Here is a 22872-nt window from a genome sequence, read left to right as displayed (position 1 = left end):
TGGGTATTAATCGATGATATTAAAATGGCCAATAAGCTTGTCATCAGCATTCAATATTTGTCCTTGAGAAGATTCTTCATCATAAATAAAATTGAGATGAAGAGTGTCTAAATTGCAATTTATCTGACTTAATATATGACGTGTCAATATGTCACTATTAAGTTGATGAATAGTCGCATTCCAAGAGCAATGTTTAATATTAAAATGAATATTCATAGTGAGCGTAATTTTTGTGTTGCTTTAGATTTAGCAAACCAAAAACGCTTTCTACCAGTTGTACGAGACATAGTAGATCTCCTTTGTAAAAATGAAAATATTACATAGATAGAAATAGGATTGTCAAAACGGTTTATGCAAAAATGGCTGAATGTTCGAACGGGATAAGCAGAGGGAACGGAGCAGAAGTTTGAGCGATAACGTTGATAACTATAATTTATAATCTAGGTAAAAATAAGAGCGCTGGCGTGGTGCCAACGCTCACACATTCATGCGAAATTATTCAGCACGTACGTTAGCAGCTTGAGGACCTTTAGCACCTTGTTCTACAACAAAAGATACTTTTTGGCCTTCTGCTAAAGTTTTGAAACCTTCAGAAGCGATAGCGCGGAAGTGTACGAATACATCTGGACCGCCGTTGCTTTGAGAAATGAAACCAAAACCTTTAGTTTCGTTGAACCATTTTACAGTGCCAGTAGTAGTGTTAGACATGTTATGTCCCTTATAAAAATAAAAAATTTTAAAATACAGGTGTTGCTTTGAGACGAATTATTTAAATGAGACCATGAAACTAGAGGACACTTTGAATTGAATCTGAAAGGGAACTTTGGCTTACTTGTTACATTAATAACCCTGTTCAACAGAGCGAACACATAATCGCATGGTCCTCAATCAAAGTAAAGCATTTATTTTAAAATAATTGAGCATTAGGAATCTGAGCAGGTTATTCGTGATTTTTGTTACTTTTCAAACCATTTTTAGTCAACATTATCAGTGATAAGGCTCTGCCTATCTTTGGGGTTTTTGTCTTTTATTTTTAATATCAATCGGTTGTGTTTTATGTATTTTTAATTTCTATCATCTGTGTGGCTATTTATTTTCTATTTTATCAATTTATAGGAAAGGTGACATAGGTCACGCCTGTTCCTTGTCTAAATTGACTACTGTCAAGTTGACATCCCTCTTTGGGGGTATGATTTCCTTATGGAATACGATGCGCATCACATAAATGCAACGTGTTCTGTCAAAACCACATCCGTTGAGATTTGTGAGGAATAATGAATATTAAAAAAAGAATGATAGTGGGAGTTCTTGCTATTGGGGTGCTGCTCGGTTGGTTAAGCCTTGGAGGGACTCATGTCATCTTAGAAAAAACGTCGAGTACGGAATTTTGTCTCTCTTGTCATACTATGCAAGCACCCTTTCAGGAGTATCAAGGCTCGGTACACTTCAGCAATGCCAAAGGCATCCGTGCAGAATGTGCTGATTGCCATATACCCACTGATACTATGGATTATTTAGTCACTAAAATCAGGGCGTCCAAAGATATCTATCATGAGTTTATTACCAAGAAGATCAGCACACCTGAAAAGTATGAAGCGCATCGAGCCGAGATGGCTGAAACTGTCTGGGCGCAATTAAAAGCGAACGATTCTGCGACCTGTCGTTCATGTCACAGTGAAGATGCGATGGAGATTTACGACCAAACGGTGCAAGCACAAAAAATGCATCAGTACGGTATCGACAATAATCAAACCTGTATTGATTGCCATAAAGGTGTGGCGCACATGCTTCCTGAAGTCAAAATGGACAGCCAAGCATTAGCCCATTTAGTCGAAGAGGCTAAGTTAACCCCTGTGGGCACTTCTATTGTTTATGCGATGCAATCTACGTCCATTTCTGATTTCGGAACGATCAATCCAGCGACGCCGCTGAAAGTATTGAATGAAAGCGATGGCAAACGCACCGTTGAATTGAGTGGTTATCAGATGCAAGGTGCAGAACAAGTCTTGTATATGGGTGAAGGTAAGCGTGCTGTGATTGCTATGTTAACTGAAGCAGGGCAAAAAGCATTGAGCGTAAAAGAGTATAACGAAGATGCCTACGGAAATCAGTGGCGTCAAGTAACACTTGCCGGGGACATCGACACGCCAGTGTTGGGTAAAATGGATTCGCTTTGGGCATACGCTGAGCAATTGGACAATGTTTACTGTTCAACATGTCATGCCAAAATTCCGAGTAACCATTTTACGGTTAACGCGTGGCCTTCTGTGGCAAAAAGTATGGGGGACCGTACCTCTATTTCCGCAGAGGATCTAGAAATCCTCACGAAATATTTCCAATATAATGCGAAAGATGTTGTTGCCCAATAAAAAATGAAATAAGGATTCAGTGATGACTACTCTCACACGTCGAAGTTTTCTAAAAAGCGCTGGTGCAACTGCAGGTGCGGTCGCTATTTTTTCGGTTAAACCTATGCCAGTTCTCGCTTCCGCACCGCGAGGAGCTGGTGTACTGACTGCTGGGCGTTGGGGCGCTATGCTGGTTGAAGTTAAGGATGGGAAAATTATTTCCTCCAAGAATGCATTGCCGCAAACCGTACCCAATAGTCTACAAACCTCAGCGCCAGATCAAGTGCATACTCAAGCGCGGGTCAAATACCCGATGGTGCGTAAAGGTTTTCTAGCCAATCCCCATATGCCAGATGGTAAACGAGGAGACGATGAGTTCGTCCGCGTTAGTTGGGAAAAAGCGCTGCAATTAATCCACCAACAGCATGCCCGTATTCGCACTGCTTATGGAGCCGAGTCAATTTTTGCGGGCTCTTACGGCTGGCGATCCAGTGGGATTTTACATAAAGCCCAAACCCTACTGCAACGCTATATGAGTATGGCGGGAGGCTATTCGGGTCATTTAGGTGATTATTCTACGGGTGCTGCGCAAGTCATCATGCCTTACGTTGTAGGCTCAATAGAAGTGTATGAACAACAAACAACTTACCCTGTTGTACTTGAAAGTAGTGATGTTGTGGTGCTTTGGGGGCTTAACCCTATTAATACACTGAAAATAGCATGGAGCAGTACCGACGGCGCGGGGCTTGAGTTTTTTAATCAACTCAAACATTCTAAAAAAACCATTATCGCTATCGATCCTATGCGTTCGGAAACCATCGAATTTTTTGGTGAAAACGCTCAGTGGATTGCACCGCATCCTGGTACTGACGTTGCGATGATGTTGGGGATCGCCCACTCATTAGTTGAAAAGGGCCAACATAACCTCGAATTTTTGAATAAATACACCGCTGGTTACGACAAGTTTGAAGCTTATCTGCTAGGTCATTCTGATGGCACGCCAAAGACAGCACAATGGGCTGAGGCAATTTGTGGCGTTCCTGCCAAACAACTAGAGCTATTGGCTGATATTTTTAGCAAAAATAGAACCATGATCATGGCTGGTTGGGGAATCCAACGTCAGCAATATGGTGAACAAAAACACTGGATGCTTGTCACTCTGGCTGCAATGCTAGGGCAGATCGGTTTACCCGGTGGTGGGTTTGGTTTTTCATATCACTATTCCAATGGCGGTAACCCAACGCGAACTGCGGGTGTTTTACCTGCTATATCAGCGGCTATTGATGGTGGTTCATCTGCGGGTAATGATTGGGCCGTTTCTGGAGCAGTAAATAGTTTTCCTGTGGCTCGTATTGTTGAAGCGTTGGAAAACCCATCCGGTCAATATCAACACAACGGGCATGAGAAAACATTTCCTAACATCAAAATGATCTGGTGGGCAGGCGGTGCAAACTTTACTCATCACCAAGATACCAACCGTTTGATTAAAGCGTGGCAAAAGCCGGAACTCATCGTTATATCTGAGCCTTATTGGACTGCGGCCGCAAAACACGCTGATATTGTACTGCCCATCACGACGTCATTTGAGCGTAATGATCTCACCATGACAGGGGATTATAGCAATCAACATTTAGTGCCGATGAAACAAGCAATTGAGCCTCAATTTGAAGCGCGAAATGATTTTGATGTATTTGCTGATATGGCGGAGCTGTTAAAACCGGGCGGACGTGCAGTGTATACGGAAAATAAATCCGAAATGGAATGGTTGGCTGGTTTCTATAAAGGAGCTCAAGCTATCGGTCGCCAGAATCGGATTGCAATGCCTAACTTCAGCTATTTTTGGAAACAAAATCAGCTCATTGAGATGAAATGGAACGAAGCGAACGCGAAGTTTGTGCGTTATTCCTCTTTCAGAGAGGATCCTATCCTGAACCCTCTTGGTACACCAAGTGGCAAGATTGAGATCTTCTCCAAAACCATCGAAGGCTTCAAATATAGCGATTGCCCGCCACATCCTATGTGGATGCCGCCAACGGAGTGGGTAGGGAATGCTCAAGCCGATGAACTGCAATTGATGACATCGCATGCGGCTCATCGTCTCCATAGCCAGTTAAACTATGCGGCACTACGCGAGCAATATGCGATAGCAAACCGTGAACCGATCTGGATTCATCCAGAAGATGCAAAAGTTCGAGGGATCAAAGATGGCGATCTTGTCCGTGCTTATAATCAACGTGGCCAAGTCTTAGTTGGCGCGCTGATCACGGATGGAATTAAGCAAGGTTCGGTCTGTATTCATGAAGGGGCATGGCCTGATTTTGATAAACCTCATGGTTTATGTAAAAACGGAGGATGCAACGTACTGACCGCTGACATACCTACTTCAAGGTTAGCCAATGGCTGTGCTGGTAACTCTTCAATTGTGAAAATAGAGAAATATACAGGAGAGCCACTTCCTCTAACCGCATTCACACCGCCCAAAGGCGCGTAAAAGCAAAAAGGCCACTAGATGAGAGTGGCCTTTACTTTTTAATCAGAGAGTCGTAGTCAGTGAGTAATATCAGCTCGCCGCGATTTTGTTTGTTCTACGAGGTCTATTTTGTCCAGCCGATCCGCTTCTCGTGGGTTGGTTTGCACTTGGTTTGTTGCTGTTTGAACGAGTGGAATTGGCCGCTTTCGGCTTTCTGTCATTAGTTTTGGTATTCGCGCTTATGCTGTGACCTTTTGCTACATCACCAGAGCGCTGTCCGTCATTATGTTCTGGTTTGTTCTTTTTCGGCTTTTTCGCTTTAATCGGTTGTAGCGAAGGAGATGCCGGTAATTTGTTCACTGGCGCAAAGCCTTCAACCTCAATTCGTTCTAGTAAATTTTGGGTAAGGCGCTCAATGGCAAACATGTCTTTTGCTTCATCGGCGCAGACCAAAGAGATCGCATTGCCTTCAGCGCCTGCGCGGCCTGTACGGCCAATTCGGTGAACATAATCTTCAGGGACGTTAGGCAATTCAAAGTTTACCACTTGTGGTAATTGGTCAATATCAATGCCGCGAGCGGCAATATCCGTTGCTACTAAAATGCGGATCTCACCACTTTTAAAATTGGCCAATGCCTTAGTACGTGCGCCTTGACTTTTGTTGCCATGAATAGCGGCGGCGCTGATGCCACTGCCTTCAAGTTGTGCGGTTAAGCGATTAGCGCCGTGTTTAGTTCGTGTAAATACCAACGCTTGTTGCCAATTATTTTCTTTGATTAGTTGAATCAATAGCGCTGGTTTTTTCGCTTTATCTACAGGATGCACCCACTGTTTGACGGTTTTGGCGGTACTATTGCGTGGCGTAACCGAAATCTCGACTGGGTTGTTAACTAACCCTTTCGCAAGTTGGCGAATTTCATCAGAGAAAGTGGCCGAAAAGAGTAGGTTTTGACGTTTTGCTGGCAGCAGTGCAAGGATCTTTTTAATGTCACGAATGAAGCCCATGTCTAACATGCGATCCGCTTCGTCTAAGACCAAAATTTCTAATTGGTTAAATTTAATCGCATTTTGGTTGTATAAATCCAGCAGTCGACCCGGTGTCGCGACCAAAATATCTACTCCACGACGCATTTTCATCATCTGTGGGTTAACTTTCACACCGCCGAAAATAACTTCAGAGCGTAGTGGAAGGTTTTGTCCGTAAGTTGCCACGTTGTCGGCAACTTGCGCCGCTAATTCACGTGTCGGCGTCAGAATTAATGCACGCACTTGGTTGGGGCCTACTTTTGGGCCTTTAACTAATAGATCCAAAATGGGCAGGGTAAATCCTGCTGTTTTCCCGGTACCTGTCTGGGCCGCTGCCATCACATCTTTGCCTTCAAGAACGGCTGGAATAGCTTGCGCCTGAATTGGCGATGGTGTTTCGTAACCTTGAGAAGCAACGGCTTTCAGGATGGCATGGGATAAACCCAGAGAGGCAAAACTCATTAAAATGTCTCGATATGTAAATAAGGAAGTGATCCGCATCACGTTGCGGAAAGGCGCAAGCATACAGTAGTCACAGCAAAAGTGCTACGGAATGTCTCTGTTTGCCACTTGTCAGTAACAAATAGTGCGTATTTTCTTCCGAGAACATTAGAATTATTAATTTCAATGTAACCGGTTTCCGAAACCGGTTACATTTTTACGATAATCGTTTATGATGTCACGCAAAGTAGCAAAGCGATGATGTATTTCTATACAACGTGTCCACATGGCGTGAAATAGCATATTAGATCGACATAAGGGTACATTGAGTCAGCAAATAAAGACGAGGTAGATGACGATGGCAACGAATGGTTTTCCAAAAGATTTTTTATGGGGTGGGGCTGTAGCAGCACATCAAGTTGAAGGTGGATGGAACCAAGGTGGAAAAGGAGTCAGCATTGTCGATGTGCTCTCAAAAGGAGCGCATGAAGTACCTAGGGTGATGACCTCCGGTGTGGATGCAAATTATTTCTATCCTAATCATGAAGCCGTTGATTTTTATAGTCATTACAAAGGTGACATTGCACTTTTTGCTGAGATGGGTTTTAAATGTTTTAGAACCTCAATTGCTTGGACTCGTATTTTTCCACAAGGTGACGAAGTCTCGCCCAATGAAGCAGGGCTACAATTTTATGATGATCTTTTTGATGAATTGCTGAAATACGGCATTGAGCCAGTTATTACGCTTTCGCATTTTGAGATGCCATTCCACCTTGTACAACAATACGGGGGATGGGCAAATCGCAAGCTTGTGGATTTCTTCGTTAACTTTAGCCAAGTGGTGATGGAGCGTTATAAACAGAAAGTGAAATACTGGATTACCTTCAATGAGATCAATAACCAGCGAAATTGGGAATTCCCACTGTTTGGCTACTGTAACTCAGGGGTGATCTTCACTGAACATGACAACCCAGAGCAGGTGATGTACCAAGTCATGCATCACCAATTTATTGCCAGTGCTTTAGTGGTCGATCTTGGTCATAAGATCAACCCTCAATTTCAAATGGGTAGCATGATTCATATGATGCCGCTTTATCCCGCGTCGTGTCGTCCAGAAGATATGATCCGCTCTCAAGAAATGATGAGAGAGAAGTACTTGTTCAGCGATGTGCAAGTTCGTGGCTATTACCCAAGCTATATTTGGCGTGAATGGGAGCGAAAATCGATAACCGTTGATATGCTCGATGGCGATGAAGCGATACTGCGTAAGGGTTGTGCCGACTACCTTGCGATCAGCTATTACATGACAAATATTGTCTCTGATGATCGCAACGCTGAAGGTGAAACAACCAGTTTATTTAAACAAAGTCGCTTAAACCCTTATCTCACAGCGTCTGATTGGGGATGGCAAATTGACCCGGTAGGGCTTCGCTACGCGCTTTCTGAGTTGTATGAACGCTACCAGAAACCGATTTTTATTGTCGAAAATGGTTTTGGGGCGATCGATGAAGTCGATGAGCAAGGCCAAGTGCAAGACGATTATCGGATTGAGTATTTACAAGCACATATACGAGAAGTGAAGAAGGCCATTGCTATAGACGGCGTTGATGTCATGGGCTACACCCCTTGGGGCTGCATCGATTGTGTGTCGTTCACCACTGGTGAATATAAAAAACGTTACGGTTTCATTTATGTAGACAAACACGATGATGGTTCTGGTTCAATGGCTCGCAGTAAAAAGAAAAGCTTTTACTGGTATCAGTCCGTGATCAAAACCAATGGCGAACAATTATAAACGTGGAATGACAATAATAATTGTTGATTGAGAGCGTTCATCCAGCTTAGGAAATTAGGTAAACTCCCTCGGCTTCCAAGAGTCGGGGGTTTTTATTAGGAGTCACCATGGCGACAATCAATGACGTTTGTAAAGCAGCGGGCGTGTCTAAAGCCACCGTATCGCGCGTACTCAACCAAACTGGCCAAGTAAAAGCAAGTACGCGAGAAGCCGTTTTACAAGCCATGTCCACCTTGGGTTATCAACCTAATGTGTTGGCGCAAGCATTAGCCACAAACAGTGCAAATGCGATTGGGCTGATACTTCCTCAGTTTCAAGGGAGTTATTTTGGCAGCTTATTGCATCAAGCAGCACAAGGTGCCGAGCAAGCACGTAAGACCTTACTTGTCATGGACAGTCACGATAATGCGACAGGCGAATTAGCAGCAGTGCGCTCATTGCTCACTCAGCGTTGTGACGCCATCATGCTTTACAGCCGCCATTTGTCGAATCATGAGCTGGCATCATTGCAATCTGATGTTTCAGTGCCACTGATTGTACTCAATCGAACCTTGGAAGAGGTCGGTTTGCATAGTTTTGGTTTTGAGCAGCATCAAGCCGCTTCTTTAGCGATTAATCACTTGCTTGAACTTGGCCATCGCCGCATTGCTTGCATCACTAGCCCTTTGGACAGTGATACAGGACAACAGCGATTTGCTGCTTACCAGTCAGGCTTGCAGCAGACTGGTATTAAGCTCAATCACACGCTCGTTGTTGAAGGTGATAATTCTATGCTGGCGGGTTATGTCGCGGTTCAACGGTTATTAGAACAACAGAGTGAGTTCAGCGCTATTTTTGCCTGTAACGATGATATGGCACTAGGAGCAATGCGCGCACTTTACGAACATGCCATTTTGGTACCTAATCAGGTCTCTGTGATGGGGATTGATGATGAGCCTGCGGCTGCGTATTCGGTGCCCAATCTCTCAACAATATCGCTTCCCATTGAGCAACTGACGAAGGACGCAGTTGCCTTGGCCCTACAATTGGCTGAAGGGAAGGGCTCGGATGATGCCAAGATACATCGCTATCTAGGTAAGCTGGTGCTTCGAGAATCAACGTGCGCACCTTAAGAGGCCTCGCAGATTAATGACTCATTGAAATAATGAGCATTTATTTTAATTAACTGTATAAATCCACAGTTAATTGCTTGACATTATGTCACTCTTTACTAAGCTGTATGTATGCACAGTGAAGTTGGAGGTGAAATATGTTGTGGGAAACGCTAGAACGAGTTAACCGCCTTCGCCAAGAAGCGTTAGCCAACCCAGACTTTGTCCAATCCGCGCAAGACCATGAAGAGACATTGAAGCAGGTCGAGCAATACTTTGAACCAACGAAACGACGCAAGGCAGCAATACGTGCAAAAACCCTTGCAGATATTTATCAACAGACTGAATTTGGTGAAAATCCATCTGGTGTTCAACATTAGTCAGTGTTTAACATGAGCCAATGTTGAACATGCATTAGCCAAAATGGTTTAGCTTGCAAAGAGCTGCTTGATACGCAGCTCTTTTTCGTTTCCTTCCTTAAGGCTGAGCGCTTGTCTTTATTCGGCTCAGTTCATTCAGCCAGTTGATAAATAGTACAGTTTAAGTGAGATTTATCGTCTGATCTAAAGGCGATTGTCCGCATTTGGTTGGGGAGCAAAAAGAAGCTGGAGTCAGAAAATTGTAGTACGTTGTCATGTTCTAGGTGAACGTAAAGTGCTGGTCGGTCAGTGGTCAAACAGAGACTGCCCGCACGATATTCACTCAATATGCGAGCCGATTTTAAGGGCAAGCGTTTGGGTACATCCGGCAGCCAAAAATTATCCCGTTGGCCATCTGTACTGACAAAGTAGATCGCGCCTTTTTCTGGTGTGAAATCCTTTATTGTGTGTTGCCACACGATTTGGTTACTCTCTTGGGGCAGTCGTTCATTGATTGACCAATGTTTTCGCAATTCTCCTTCCCATCCAAACCAATATATATCACCCACAAGGTATTGCTCACTGGGTGCATCATTAATGGCTCTCAGTGATAGGTGTTTCTCATCTTCAGAAAAACAGGCCAAAAGCGGGTTATAAAATCGTTTGGCGTGATAATGTAATTGCTTCCAGCGTCCAGAATACTCAATGCTTGACCAAGACGCGACGGGCCAGTTGTCATTGAGTTGCCAATATAATATGCCACGGCAAATCGGTGAGGTTGCCCGCCACGCTTCGACAGCCGTTTTAATCGCCATGGCTTGCTGAACTTGGCTCAAATAAAGCATCTGCTGGAAGCCATTCGGGAAACGGAAATAGCGAGTAAACATTTCGGTGATGATGCTATTACCACGAGCATTCTTTTGGTGATGTTCAAAATGAGGCGCACTGATATTCCAGTCGCTTTCTGGGATAATCTGCTTCACTTCACTAAATGAAGGCCAAGACTGATAACCGAATTCTGAACAAAATCGTGGGGATATTGAATGGTAAGCGTCAAAAGATTTACCTGAATGCCACACATCCCAAAAATGCATGTCACCTTTATTATCATCATGCCAAGCGTCACCAAAATCTAATTCACCATTGCAAGGTGAGCTTGCCCAAAAACGGCGACTTGGATCTTGTTCATTGACGAGGATTTCTAAAAAACGATTGAGTCGGTCGTAATTGACTAGGTATTTTTCACGGTTTTCTCGAGATTCTGGATACCAAGTTAATGAACCAATCACCTCATTATCACCACACCAAATGGCAAGGCAAGCATGGTGCTTCAAACGTTGTATTTGTTGTGTGACTTCTTGCTTTATCTCTTCTAAGAAACTCGGTGTTGAAGGGTATTGTGCGCAGGAAAACATCAGATCTTGCCAGACTAATAATCCGAGTTGGTCGCAAAGTTGATAGAAATGATCGTGTTCATAATCACCTCCTCCCCACACACGAATCATATTCATGTGAGCTTCTTGTGCGGCTCGTAACAGCTGTTGATAACGGGAAAAATTGACTTTGCTTGGCATGGCGTCCATTGGTATCCAATTCGCGCCCTTCACTGATATCGAGACCTCATTCACGATAAAGGTCATTTCACTGCCGATGGAATCTTTATCAGTGCGCAACGTGAGACGTCTTAAGCCAACTTGGCGGTTGATCTGCTGCTGTGCCATGGTAATAGACAGTGTGTATAAATAAGGGTCACCGTAACCGTTTGGCCACCAGAGATGCGGATGGTGAACATCAATATCTACACTGCTTTGGTTGCAAAATGCCTCACTATCGATCGTAATAGTTTGATCGCCAAAAGTAAGTGTGATGGGTGTGGAGAGCGATTCGCTATGCCGTATTCTCACGTGCAGCGTAACGTGTGTTAAATCATGCCAAACTTGTTCAATATCCACACCCAGCAGTGAATATTCTTGTACCGTTTTTAATTGCATTGGTGCAAAAATACCACAAACAGCAAGGCATATACCCCAATCCCAACCACTGTGGCATTGAGGTTTTCGCACTGTGTTCATGTGAGGAAGTTGATTATTCCCTTGCGCCCACGGAATGGGAAAGGGCAGCTCATCGGCTCTTTGCTTGGCTACCGAAGCGGCAGGTTCAAATCGCCATTCAAAATGATTTACACCAATTTGCAGATAAGGGCGAATATTAACGGTATAGGTTTGAAAAGCGTTATGGCACTGTAAAACCTTCTGTCCGTTGATCCATAGATCAGCAAACGTATCGACCTTATTCAGCTCCAGTAAGTGGTTTGGGCACTGAAGATCTGCCGCATTTAAAGTGATCGCTTTTGTTAATACCCAATGACATAAACCAGCCCACTGAACCTGAGATTCATTGGATGCATAATAGGGATGAGGGATCAAACCCGCTTGCAGTAATGCATGATACTGGTCACCGGGCAGTGTCATCGCGATTTGGATATCGGGATACTCGGGTGAGCTCAATCGCCATTCACCGTTTAAATCAAACATAAATCCACCTCAAAAAATACGATTTACAAGGGCTAAATGAGCTGATTTAACCATGCACTATGAAATAAAAATGTGCATGGGTGGCAGGCTTAAAAGTTGTGCGAAGTTTTTAGATTAAGTTGCGAAGCAGTCAATAATTATGATTTTCTTGACTTTAATTTGACGTCACTAAGCTTGACGAGCGGCTTGTTTTAACTTGTTTTGTCTTGGTACATCTTGAAACAATTTGTTGTGAAAGTGTCCGCTTGTGGCGGTTTATATAAAGAATCATTTTGGAAATGGTGCTGAAAGGTGTATAAATGCCGCATTCAAACAGAGAGAGAAAATATGATGAAAATCGACAAGCTAGAAAATAAAAACCGCCGTATCCGTAAGAAACTGTTTTTAGGTGAATTTGCGATCCTCGGTTTTGAAGTTAGCTGTACAACGTCTATCAAAGACTTTGAACAATACGATCTCTTCGTTGATGAGTTTATTGATTACGTTGATAGCATCGGCCTTTGTTTCGGTGGTGGTGGATTAGAGATTTTTGACGGCTTTGTGTGCGCAGCCGATCGCTACCGTTCAGCAACAGAAGAAGATAAAGCGTTGGTTGTAAAATGGTTAGAAAATCGTGCTGAAGTGAGCAAAGTTGTTGCTGGTGAATTAGTGGATGCCAATTACGCTTAATTGCTCTTCTATTCTACGTTATTCAGCCAGTGCTTTTCATTTGCGATGTCTGACAAAAAAGCCGGAGTGAAACCACTCTGGCTTTTTTATTACGCTAAATTTTATTACGTTAAAAATCAGCATGTTTAACAAAGTAAGGATTGTTGAATTTATTGGCGTGACCAACAATCGAAACCACTAAACGGTTCCATAGCGCTTTATCAAAAGGTTCTTTAGGAATGGCAGGATAAAGTGTTTCGACCTCTTCTCTGGCAAAGGCCATAAACTCTTTCTTTTTCCTCTTGTTATACTCTTGGGCGACATTATTGTAGTTGCGGATCCACTCTTTCTTAAAGCGAAGCAAGGCGGGCTCGGCTTTTTCTAAAGGTAGCCGAGAGAGATAAACGCGCTTATATGAGATTTTGCGATCAATCATCGTTCGCATACTGGTTTGAATGTAGGTACCGTGCTGCGTAATGGAAATATCGCTCTCATCAAACAGATTCACACACCAGCCCTTAGGCCAAAAGTCAGCCTGTTTATACTGATTATTTCTAGCAGTTAATACTTGATGAAGCACTAAATCAGAAGTGCCTTTAAAGGTTTGCTGCCATGTGGTTATGCGAATTTGCAATGAACCAGGCAAGCGATAGACATTGGTAAACTTATCTTCGTTCATGACTTCTACAGTAATTGGTTGAATAAAATACAATTTTTGAATGCCATTTGAGTGCAGGGAATGCACCTCAAAGACGAAAGCCAAACGACGTGTCGATTATTTTATGACACATAAAATTATGTGCAGAGTACTCAGCTAATGATTTCAATTATAAGTATAAAAAGTGAGCGAGGTGGATTTTACAAGGTTTGCATTAAAATGCGAGCTTAAGTTGGCGTTAAATCTAATAATGATCAGCGATTATTTGCCTTATCTTGCAAAATTTGACTTTCTAGGTAGAGATAACTCGTTGTATTGCCTAGTCTAGCTAATAGAACTTCACAACTCGAGACCAATCATGGAGATCAAGTACCAGCAGTGGCAGCATAAGCTATACATGAAAGTGCTCAAATTGGCCGCAGCGATTCTGCCCATCTCCAAGCCAACCTTGTTTATTGGTAAAGAATCGCTCAAGCAACTCTGTTATTCGGTTTCTTTGATGGGTATTGAACGCGTGCTTGTCGTAACAGACCAAGGCATTGAAAAGCTTGGTTATGTAAAAAAACTAACCTTTGAGTTTGAGCGCGTTGGTGTCAGTTGTGTGGTGTTTAACCATGTATTGCCTGATCCTACTTATGATCAAGTTGAAGCCGGCCTCCATCAGTATCGATTGGAGAAGTGCCAAGGCGTTGTCGCTATTGGTGGCGGATCTTCAATCGATTGTGCAAAAGTGATCGCCGCTTGTGCTACTAACCGCAAGTCGATCAAACGTTTAGTGGGGCTGTTAAAAGTATGGAAAACACCTGCGCCGCTGTTTGTGATCCCAACCACGGCAGGTACGGGCTCTGAAGTGACCGTCATTGCGGTGGTTTCTGACCCTCAAACTCAGCAAAAAACACCGATTACTGACCCGAAACTTGTGCCACTTATTGCAGCGTTAGATCCGATGCTGATGATGGCCCTGCCTACTCATATTACTGCGCAAACGGGGTTGGATGCACTCACGCATGCAGTGGAAGCCTTTATATCACGTAATGCCACGCCAGAGACTGATCGCTATGCCATCGCTGCGGTTAAACTGATCCACGATAACTTGGAAAAAGCGGCGTTCTTTGGCCAAAATTTGACGGCGAGACAAAACATGGCACTGGCCTCTTATTACGCTGGACTTGCTTTTACCAAAGCCAGTTTAGGGTATACACATGCCATCGCCCATGCGGTTGGGGCGAAATACCATTTCCCGCATGGCTTAGCGAATGCGGTTGTGTTGCCACATGTATTGGAATACTCCAAAGAGGCGGCGAAAGATAAGCTGGCTAAACTGGCCGACGTACTCAAAATAACCGATCCACATTTGACCGATTCAATGAAAGCGGACGCCTTCATTGGGTATGTGAAAGAGCTCAATCACACACTGCATATCCCTAAACAGTTACAGGGGGTCATGCCAGAGCATATTCCAGAATTGGCCAAACAAGCTTTTCGTGAAGCGTTTTGGAATTATCCTGCGCCAAAATACATGCAGCAAACGGATTGCGAAGCGATTTTTAGGAAATTGTAATCTACATTCAGCGTTATCTTTGACCGCTCTCGTGATCATAGCAACGAGAGTGGTCAAATTAGGTCGATTCATTTTTTAAGCAGTATCAACCCACTTGGCAGAGTATCACCGAAGACACGTTTGGATTCTGTGTCAGACAGGTCATGCACTTCATTAACCAAAGTAAACCAAGTTTCTGGAACCTTACTCTGCTTTATCTTGGCTAAAACGAGCTGACGAACATCATCGCTAATATCAAAAAGACGATCTCCTGTCTTGCGGCACATCATTACCGCGGCAAAGGCAATCATCGGTTCTTTTTGCCAGTTTTGATCAAGCAACTTCGGTAACCATTGTTCCACTTGCGCTCTTGGGATGACTGAATGTTGACTACCATACAGTAGCGTCCGAGAGGTTAACCGCCCAACGGCCCACCAGTGTGCTTGTTCACATTGAGTTTGATTAATCGCTTTGTTCAAAAACCACGTTGCAAGTAATACTTTATCTTCCACTTCTAGATGTTCCAGCGAAGCGGCAAGCCGTACCATGGCTTCGTACCCTTTGTCGTGCGCTTCTTGAGCTGATTTTGGATTTTTGATTGCGCTAGGGTGAAGATACTTAGCGATATCCGCTAGAATCGTTTCTTGTTGTTCTTGACTCAGTCCGCCAGCCACACGCCGCCAAAATACCCACCAATCGCTCCAGCCTTGATGATTTTGGAATTGAATACCTTGTTGATACAGATTCCACATCTGTTCCATACGCCAAGGATCAGTTGGATCGCCAAATCCTGGTCGCAGGGCAAATCCAGCCAGACGCAACCAGTTTTTCTCGTGTTGCTCTGAGCGACGTCGACGTTTACGGCCTTGAGAAAATGCATCAAAGAGCGGTCTTAGCGTGGTGAAATCCCATTCATCACGTGGCCCTAAAAGCTTATCTAAATCTTTGCCAAGCGTTTTTATGGCTTGGTTATCAGAGGCTTTTTTATTGCCACTATAAAGGTGTGTGATGAGCGAAATCGCCTCTGACAAGCGAGGATGACGTTGGATTTCACTGTCTGACTCACTGTGCTTGCGAACTTCAAACTCAAGTTGCCATCGGTTTTTTTCGTCCTCAACACTGACACATTCAATCTTGAGCGTGCCGACTTCCGTTAATTGACAAGCCAGTTGAACTTCTACTCGTTGCTTTTGGTTAGCATGCAATAGAGCATCATCATTTCCTTTTAACGCTGTTATATAGGGAGGCAGTGGCGTAAAAAGTTCATGTTCAACGGTCGATAACAGCCCATTTTGAACGCGGCGATCAGCAAACATATCATGGGTTGAGGTCAGGATGTTGAAGCGTACTGGTTCACCTAACGTCAGTGAAAATCGGCGGCTGGTCAAGCGTATCTCTTGTCCTTCTTCGGTGCCTTTAGCCAAGACACACAGAGCATGTCCCGCACTGTTTTTTTCAGGCAGGTGTAAAAAATAAGAGCGTGCCGATCCGCCGCCGATTTTAAGCTGTGCACCTTGGCGAGCTTTACCATACGCGACAGCACCGAGTGCGACTGCCCAATCAGGGTGAGGATTATCAAGCAGGGTGATCGGCGAACCTCGCCAATCGGTCAATAATTGAGTGATGCGCTTTGTGATAAGCTCACTATTAAATACGCCGCCATTAAGTAGTAATCCAACTGGAATGGCCGTTGCGTTTGACTCTTGCTTGAGCGCAAGGCGAGAAACGGCTTGGTGTTCAGCTAAAAATTCAGCAATGTGTTTACTCACGGCAGGGTCGGCTGCGTAGGGCAAACCAAATTCCACCACTGCACTGCGGCGTTTATTTGGACGTTCTTGTACCGAGCAAAGTGGGAAAAAGCCTTCCAGTGCAATGTCATGCACCTCTTGTTTCGTCAGGGAAATGCTTTTTGCTGCGCCTAATAGCTTTGAACCACTGCCAAGTAGCGTAATTTTTAGCTGCTCTGGGGCTTGGTTTGATAAGAGTTGCTCTTTGACTTGGCGAGTTTGCTGAATTAGTTTGCTCAAACTGGCGGCGGTTAATTTTTTCGAACCGTCAAAGCGTTGCTCAGCTAGATGAGCTAATGCTAAATCAAGGTTGTCACCTCCGAGCATTAAGTGCTCGCCCACGCCAATTCGGTCAAGAGAAAGTTGGTTGTCTGCGCTGTGTTTCGCTTCAATTAAACTGAGGTCAGTCGTACCTCCGCCCACATCACAAACCAAGATCAAAGGGAGTGATTGCAGTTGCTGTGAGGCACAATGGCGGTGACGTGCGTACCAGTCATAGCAAACGGCTTGTGGCTCTTCAAGTAGTACAATTGAGCTTAAGCCAGCCAGTGTTGCAGCTTCGATGGTGAGCTTACGAGCCGTTTCATCAAATGATGCCGGTACGGTGATAATGACATTTTGATCTTCAAGTCGATGACTTGGATGGCGGTAGTTCCATGCTTGCCGGATGTGATTGAGATAACTGGCGCTGGCAATGACAGGGGAAACTTTCGCCACATCGTGAGCGCCTGCCCACGGTAAGATGGCTTGCTTGCGATCAACCCCTTGATGGGAGAGCCAACTTTTCGCGCTGGATACTTGTCGCCCTTCTACTTTTGCACCTAAATCTCTTGCCCATTGGCCAATAATTACCTCTTTGCTATCGCCCATAACCGGTTCAATTTGCCAAGGGAGCGATAGGGCATCAGGTGCGATCTGCCCGTTGGCTGGGTGATAACGAAATGACGGAAGGAGTGGTTTTCGAACCACTTCACCGGGGCCAATCAATTGGTCGACCTCAAAAAGATGCACGGGTGAGTCTTCTAGCGATTCGGTGATTTCACAAAATGCCACCACAGTATTGGTGGTGCCTAAATCGATACCGACGAGAAAGCGAGGAGAAGACATGGAGGCTCCTGAATTTCAAAAACGGCATCCGAAGATGCCGTGTGGGGATTATTGAGTGACTTGAGGATCTTCACGCACATCGAACTCAACGTGCCATGTTTGGCCGTTGTCTGTCGCAATGGCTTCTAAGTGAAGTGTCCCGAGCTCTGTGATCGTTGAGGCTAAGTGAACCGGAACGACTTCGCCTTGTCGACGTCCTTCAGAAACAGGTAAGGTGACGTGGATCTCGGGCAGCTCTACAAGTTCTTCTGGAGCCCAATAATCTAAGTGCATGCCAGCTTCGTCATCGCGGCGTATTGTTGAACCAAAGAATTGAAAATGTACAGGCTCACCAATGACCAATCCAAACTCTTGGCTTGGTACGCGGACACTGGTTCCTTCTTCCATGCTAAATGGAGCGACGCACAAGGCTTCCATCGGTGGTGCGATCCCCGGAATGGCAGGCATAGCACTTTCAATACCGACGTAATAACTCGAGGCTATACCACCGCGAATACGCACACCTTGTCCACGACGAACTGCGCCGTAATACGCTGCGCCGCAGGCGACGGCTAAATCAAGGTCTAAGCCTGTTAAGCGCTTCATCTGTGGTGCTCCCACAGTGCTCAACCAAGCATTAATAGTGCTGAGAAGACGGTTTGCTAATAAATCGGATCTTAACACGCCACCGTTTAGTAAGATGGCGGTCGGCTTGATAAAATCCATCTCCGGAGCTTCGCCCATACCGGGCATGCCAGCAAATGGATTATCATTCAGAGCGGATTTTTCCAGAGCGGATATGTTGCCACTCATTGCATGGGCTTGTTTTGCCAAGAACACGGCGATATGGCGGGTAATTCCAGCGTCTTGCGCGTAGGGAAGGCCCATTTGCGTTAATGCACCACGTGCTTTTTGCACCGGATGATCAGTGATATTCACTTGTGGGAAAAAACCATCGACCAAGGTTTGTTGCACTTCTTGTTGAGTCAATTCGGTTTTAAGCGTTGTACCGAGCAGTTTTGAACCGCGACTTGGTACCACAATCGGTACGGAATTTAGTGCACTGTCATTAAGAAGCGCCTCTTTTGCATCTCGGCAAGCGTGCGTCATCGCTTGTACTTGCCAAGGGGCTAATTCTTTACCTTCTTGCGCCAATTTCATTTTTAAACGGTAAGCAAGGGCAAGGTCCATATTATCGCCGCCGAGTAAAATGTGTTCACCAACCGCAATCCGATTGAGCGTTAAGTTACCAGCGTCTTCAGTCACTTCCACTAAGGATAAATCAGTGGTTCCCCCACCAATATCAACCACCAGAACAATGTCACCCACCTTGACTTCATCGCGCCACGCATCGTGGCTATTATCTATCCAACTGTATAAAGCCGCTTGTGGCTCTTCAAGCAGCGTTAATTGCTCAAAACCAACGTTGCGTGCTGCTTCAGCGGTTAAATCTCGGGCGGCTGGATCAAATGAAGCGGGTACTGTTAACGTGACATCTTGTGTAGCTAAGGGGAAGTCAGGGTGAGCGTGATCCCAAGCGCTTTTTAAATGCTCTAGATAATACTCAGTGGCTTTTAATGGCGAGATCTTTTCCATTTCATCGCTGCTACCCACGGGTAAAAATGCATCACGTCGATTGATGCCACCATGACATAGCCATGATTTGGCACTGGCGACTAAACGAATCGGTGTCTTACTACCAAGGTTGCGCGCAATGGCACCGACTAAAGCTTTTGGCTCGGACGACCAAGGCAAAACACGTGCGGCAGGGCTCATCTCATGTTCATGAGGTTGGTATAAAAACGAGCCTAATTGATGACGGCTTTCAACCGTACCGGGCGCGGTAAGTTGAGGGATGCTCATTACTGAAACGCGAGCGTTTTCATCCTGTGTATCAACATAAGAGAGCACGCAATGTGTTGTGCCTAAGTCAATACCAATACTAAATTTTGGCGCTGTCTGTTCCATTACAATTCAACCTCGGCAGGGGCGATGATTGAAGCATCATACTGTTCAGCCAATTTAGGCAAAGTGATAGCTGTTGCTTTCCAGCCTTTATGGACTAAGGTGCCATTAAAGGGTGCTGAACCCGTCACATTACCCGTTAAGCGAACTTCTTGCGGGTTGAAACCGGCTTCAATGGTAATTCGGCTTTCTTCATCTTCGCCGCGAATGGGCGTGAGCTGAATGTAATCTTGTAGGACTTTTTTACCACCGGCGTGGATCACGCGCGCCGCGGCTCCTACTTCTTCATCCGAAAAAGCGGTGACATCTTCATTTAAGAAGTCAATCAGACGAGCTTCTTGCTGCATTAACGACAAAAGTTGTAGGGCGGAATCGGTTGGCGCTGTCGCTAATTTAGATTCGACTTCAACTACGCGCTCAATCACTTTTTCTACTTCTACGATTTTTTCGACTTCAACAATCGTTTCAACCGGCTTTTCGACTTCGACAATTTTCTCGACAGGTTTTTCAACAACTTTCTCAACGACTTTTGATTTGCGTGATACCACAATGAGAAGTAGCAAAAGGCTTGATGCACTGAGCCCAGCATGCAGCATGTCAAAGGTGGTAGGGATCATATTTAAATCGAAGTTCATTACAATTCTCTTTACACAATGAAGTAGGCGTGGGAATTCTCGTGAGCCTACGGTGAATAGACTTAAAAATAGGGGCGCAGCTTACCATATTCAAGGCGAATACAGGATAGAAAGTCCGCATCATCACGTTTAAGCTAAAGTGATTGCTTGCGTTTTGAGCAGTATCAATCATTAATTCTCTATTCTGGTTCAACTTTAAGATTAATTGGTTAATAAATTGGTGACTGGCTATTGATTTACCTACTTTTATAAGAGTAATTTGAGTCCTGAGTCCTGAGTCCTGAGTCCTGAGTCCTGAGTCCTGAGTCCTGAGTCCTAAGCCACGGAGAGGCTGTTATGCTAGAGAGCGACAAAAAGGTGATCTACCCTTTATGTATTTCAATTATTACCTTAATGATGACAGCGTCAGTCATCTCATTACTCTACATTAATCAAAAGAATCATATTGTCATGTTGTTTGATAGCCATGCTGAACATCAAGCAAGCATATTAGACACGTTGGTTGGAAATGATGTCAGTTTTATTGGTTCGGCTGCCAATTTTTTGCATGCTACCGAGGGGGGGAATGTGCAAGGATTTGACGTTTTTGCTCATGGTGTTATGTCAACATCCTACAGCCTTATCGGTTTGCAATGGTTAGCGAAAGTAACGAAAGATGATGCTGATGAATTTGTAACATTAATGAGGGATCGTTTGCCTCAATTTGAGTTATTTACAGTACCTAAAGCGGGTCAAAAGGTGATTGGATTTTCTGAAGATAATGAACAACCCGTTTATGTTCTGAGTGATATTTATCCTCAAACCCAAAGTAACCTTGAATTGCTCGGTTTCTATTCGCTACGCCCTCGCTTTCAAAGAATTGCTGCACATATTGAGAGTACGGGGCTACCTGCTATATCCGATAAGGTCCGCCTATTGCAAGATGGCATAGAAGCACACCACAAAAAGGATGGATTATTGGTGTATCATCCCGTTTTTAACTACAACAAACAGGAAATGATTGGTGTGGTAGTGGGTGTTATTCGACTCTCTACTTATTTTGATGGATTGGTGAGCCGCACGGCATCCGATCATCGATTGTATATGAAAGTAACCGATCTCGGATTTGATGCCGAAGATGATCCGATTCTATTCCAAAGCCCAGATTGGGATTCAATCAAAGGCATAGAAATAGAGAAACGCTTATCTCTGCCTAACCGTGATTGGAAAATTGATTTTAAGTTCTCAGAACCAATAGCGAGCAACATACAGTGGATTTTAGTGGCGCTCAGCGTCGGTGGTTTAATTATTTCGATCTTGTTAGGTTATGTTGTCTATTTGTTGATGAGAGAAAAACTTCATCTTAGCGAGATGCTAGAAGAACGTACTGAAGAACTGCGCTTTTTAGCGGACCACGATAGTTTGACTGGGTTGTATAACCGACGTGCATTCGGACGTTTACTGCAAGAGAATGTCTTACAGAAAAAAGCTTTTTCGTTGGTAATGTTTGATGTCGATGATTTTAAACTGATTAATGACAACCATAGCCACATTGCAGGCGATGAGATGCTAATACATATCACAACGGTTATTTCACGTCATATGGGAAATAATGATGTTTTAGCTCGGTTAGGTGGGGACGAATTTTGCATTATTTGTGAATTGTCAGAACTTCAATCTTTGCAGTGTTATTTAGAAACGTTACGAGCGGCTGTTGAATCAACCGGATATGAGTTCATAGATGAGGTGCTGTATTGCACGCTCAGTATTGGGGCGGCGATCAATCATACTTATGATCAAGAGTCTTTATTACATTTGGCAGACAGTAAGTTATACGAAAGTAAAGAAAATGGTCGCAACCGAGTTTCAATCGCCCAATAACTGTCCGAACGAAAGGGCGAGAGTCGAGTTTTTGAGAGGAGTCGAGTAAGATAGCGTTCTTTGACCACTTATATTTAAAGGATACGCCTGAACAATGAACTATAACCGAGTTGTCTGCTTCGATTTAGAAATGTGCTGCTGGAATGAAAATGGGATTGGGACAACGGGTGAAATCATTGAAGTGGGGTTAGCTGAAATTGATGTGCAGTTAGGCACGATTGTGAAGCGTGCTCAATATTATGTCAGGCCAGAGCAAGACGAAATTTCGCTGTTTTGTAGTGAGTTAACCGGGATAACTCCGCGTAAAATTGAAAAACAGGGGCGATCACTCGCAGGTGTCATTCAATCAATGGTCAAGAATTTTGGCGGCCCAAATAAGATTTATGTTTCGTGGGGGCGTGATGACCAAATTTTAGCTAAAGAGTGTGAGCAGAAGGGGATCGTTATGCCTTTTAGCGAGTTCATCAACCTAGCAACGCTTTACCGTATTCAGCAGAGAATGAAAGAAAAACGTATTGGTCACCGCGCCGCACAAGAAGCGCAAGGCATTGAGTGGGAAGGGCGACAGCACTCCGCTTATGTTGATGCCTACAACCTTGCGAAATTGGCGTTAACGATGTTGTAATCCG

17 protein-coding genes are annotated in these 22872 nt (G+C 44.3%); 9 read left to right on the top strand and 8 right to left on the bottom strand.

Features of this window, described 5'->3' with window-relative positions:
* Positions 1-6: 6 nt before the first annotated feature.
* Both AACQ79_RS03340 and cspE read right to left on the bottom strand, forming a co-directional pair.
* Positions 7-216, bottom strand: coding sequence for a hypothetical protein (locus tag AACQ79_RS03340; RefSeq protein WP_013856790.1), 210 nt, complete (start codon positions 214-216; stop codon positions 7-9).
* A gap of 279 nt (positions 217-495) precedes the next feature.
* Entirely contained in the window at positions 496-708 is a 213-nt protein-coding gene (gene cspE / locus AACQ79_RS03335; protein ID WP_010317961.1) for a transcription antiterminator/RNA stability regulator CspE, read from the bottom strand.
* Positions 709-1274: 566 nt separating this feature from the next.
* On the opposite strand from cspE, the gene AACQ79_RS03330 reads away from it, so the two are divergent.
* Entirely contained in the window at positions 1275-2369 is a 1095-nt protein-coding gene (locus tag AACQ79_RS03330) for a NapC/NirT family cytochrome c (RefSeq protein WP_094126923.1), read from the top strand.
* 22 nt (positions 2370-2391) lie between these two features.
* On the top strand, positions 2392-4839 hold the full coding sequence (locus AACQ79_RS03325) for a trimethylamine-N-oxide reductase 2 (RefSeq protein WP_017050542.1): 2448 nt from the start codon (positions 2392-2394) through the stop codon (positions 4837-4839).
* 69 nt (positions 4840-4908) lie between these two features.
* Here AACQ79_RS03325 and AACQ79_RS03320 read toward each other — a convergent pair whose 3' ends face one another.
* Complete coding sequence (locus AACQ79_RS03320) at positions 4909-6369, bottom strand: DEAD/DEAH box helicase (protein ID WP_017042471.1); 1461 nt, start codon at positions 6367-6369, stop codon at positions 4909-4911.
* A 274-nt stretch (positions 6370-6643) separates the two neighbouring features.
* Here AACQ79_RS03320 and AACQ79_RS03315 point away from each other — a divergent pair, with 274 nt between their 5' ends.
* The 3 genes from AACQ79_RS03315 to AACQ79_RS03305 all read left to right on the top strand — a co-directional run bounded on the left by AACQ79_RS03315 (position 6644) and on the right by AACQ79_RS03305 (position 9551).
* Positions 6644-8080, top strand: coding sequence for a 6-phospho-beta-glucosidase (locus AACQ79_RS03315; protein ID WP_026028850.1), 1437 nt, complete (start codon positions 6644-6646; stop codon positions 8078-8080).
* A gap of 107 nt (positions 8081-8187) precedes the next feature.
* Entirely contained in the window at positions 8188-9192 is a 1005-nt protein-coding gene (locus AACQ79_RS03310) for a LacI family DNA-binding transcriptional regulator (protein ID WP_013856795.1), read from the top strand.
* 137 nt (positions 9193-9329) lie between these two features.
* A complete protein-coding gene (locus AACQ79_RS03305; RefSeq protein ID WP_170898408.1) occupies positions 9330-9551 on the top strand; it encodes a hypothetical protein in 222 nt (73 codons plus the stop codon).
* A gap of 131 nt (positions 9552-9682) precedes the next feature.
* On the opposite strand, the gene AACQ79_RS03300 is transcribed toward AACQ79_RS03305, so the two are convergent.
* Complete coding sequence (locus AACQ79_RS03300; RefSeq protein ID WP_170898406.1) at positions 9683-12064, bottom strand: glycoside hydrolase family 2 protein; 2382 nt, start codon at positions 12062-12064, stop codon at positions 9683-9685.
* A 330-nt stretch (positions 12065-12394) separates the two neighbouring features.
* Here AACQ79_RS03300 and AACQ79_RS03295 point away from each other — a divergent pair, with 330 nt between their 5' ends.
* Positions 12395-12733 (top strand): YggL 50S ribosome-binding family protein, encoded by a 339-nt coding sequence (locus AACQ79_RS03295; RefSeq protein WP_010319363.1) that lies wholly within the window; start codon positions 12395-12397, stop codon positions 12731-12733.
* Positions 12734-12842: 109 nt separating this feature from the next.
* On the opposite strand, the gene AACQ79_RS03290 is transcribed toward AACQ79_RS03295, so the two are convergent.
* On the bottom strand, positions 12843-13475 hold the full coding sequence (locus tag AACQ79_RS03290) for an MSHA operon transcriptional regulator (RefSeq protein WP_170898404.1): 633 nt from the start codon (positions 13473-13475) through the stop codon (positions 12843-12845).
* A 253-nt stretch (positions 13476-13728) separates the two neighbouring features.
* Between AACQ79_RS03290 and AACQ79_RS03285 the strand changes: the two genes are divergently transcribed.
* Complete coding sequence (locus AACQ79_RS03285) at positions 13729-14931, top strand: iron-containing alcohol dehydrogenase (protein ID WP_017042476.1); 1203 nt, start codon at positions 13729-13731, stop codon at positions 14929-14931.
* A gap of 68 nt (positions 14932-14999) precedes the next feature.
* On the opposite strand, the gene AACQ79_RS03280 is transcribed toward AACQ79_RS03285, so the two are convergent.
* The 3 genes from AACQ79_RS03280 to AACQ79_RS03270 are packed head-to-tail and all read right to left on the bottom strand — an operon-like array spanning position 15000 to position 20383.
* Positions 15000-17804 (bottom strand): Hsp70 family protein, encoded by a 2805-nt coding sequence (locus AACQ79_RS03280; protein ID WP_170898402.1) that lies wholly within the window; start codon positions 17802-17804, stop codon positions 15000-15002.
* A gap of 48 nt (positions 17805-17852) precedes the next feature.
* Positions 17853-19751 carry an Hsp70 family protein gene (locus AACQ79_RS03275; RefSeq protein WP_170898400.1) on the bottom strand — a complete coding sequence of 633 codons (1899 nt, stop codon included), beginning with the start codon at positions 19749-19751 and terminating at the stop codon, positions 17853-17855.
* A complete protein-coding gene (locus AACQ79_RS03270) occupies positions 19751-20383 on the bottom strand; it encodes a DUF2760 domain-containing protein (RefSeq protein ID WP_026028849.1) in 633 nt (210 codons plus the stop codon). The genes AACQ79_RS03275 and AACQ79_RS03270 overlap by 1 nt, the downstream gene beginning before the upstream one ends.
* A 336-nt stretch (positions 20384-20719) precedes the next feature.
* On the opposite strand from AACQ79_RS03270, the gene AACQ79_RS03265 reads away from it, so the two are divergent.
* Both AACQ79_RS03265 and AACQ79_RS03260 read left to right on the top strand, forming a co-directional pair.
* Positions 20720-22243 (top strand): sensor domain-containing diguanylate cyclase, encoded by a 1524-nt coding sequence (locus tag AACQ79_RS03265; protein WP_170898397.1) that lies wholly within the window; start codon positions 20720-20722, stop codon positions 22241-22243.
* Positions 22244-22337: 94 nt separating this feature from the next.
* The gene (locus tag AACQ79_RS03260) at positions 22338-22868 is read left to right on the top strand and encodes a 3'-5' exonuclease (protein WP_170898395.1); all 531 of its coding nucleotides are present in this window, start codon (positions 22338-22340) and stop codon (positions 22866-22868) included.
* Positions 22869-22872 lie beyond the last annotated feature (4 nt).

It is taken from the genome of Vibrio sp. 3-2(1) (genome assembly GCF_963887575.1).
Taxonomy (GTDB): domain Bacteria; phylum Pseudomonadota; class Gammaproteobacteria; order Enterobacterales; family Vibrionaceae; genus Vibrio; species Vibrio anguillarum.
The sequence above is the reverse complement of the archived record's forward strand: the minus strand, read 5'-3'. Positions and strand labels throughout refer to the sequence as shown.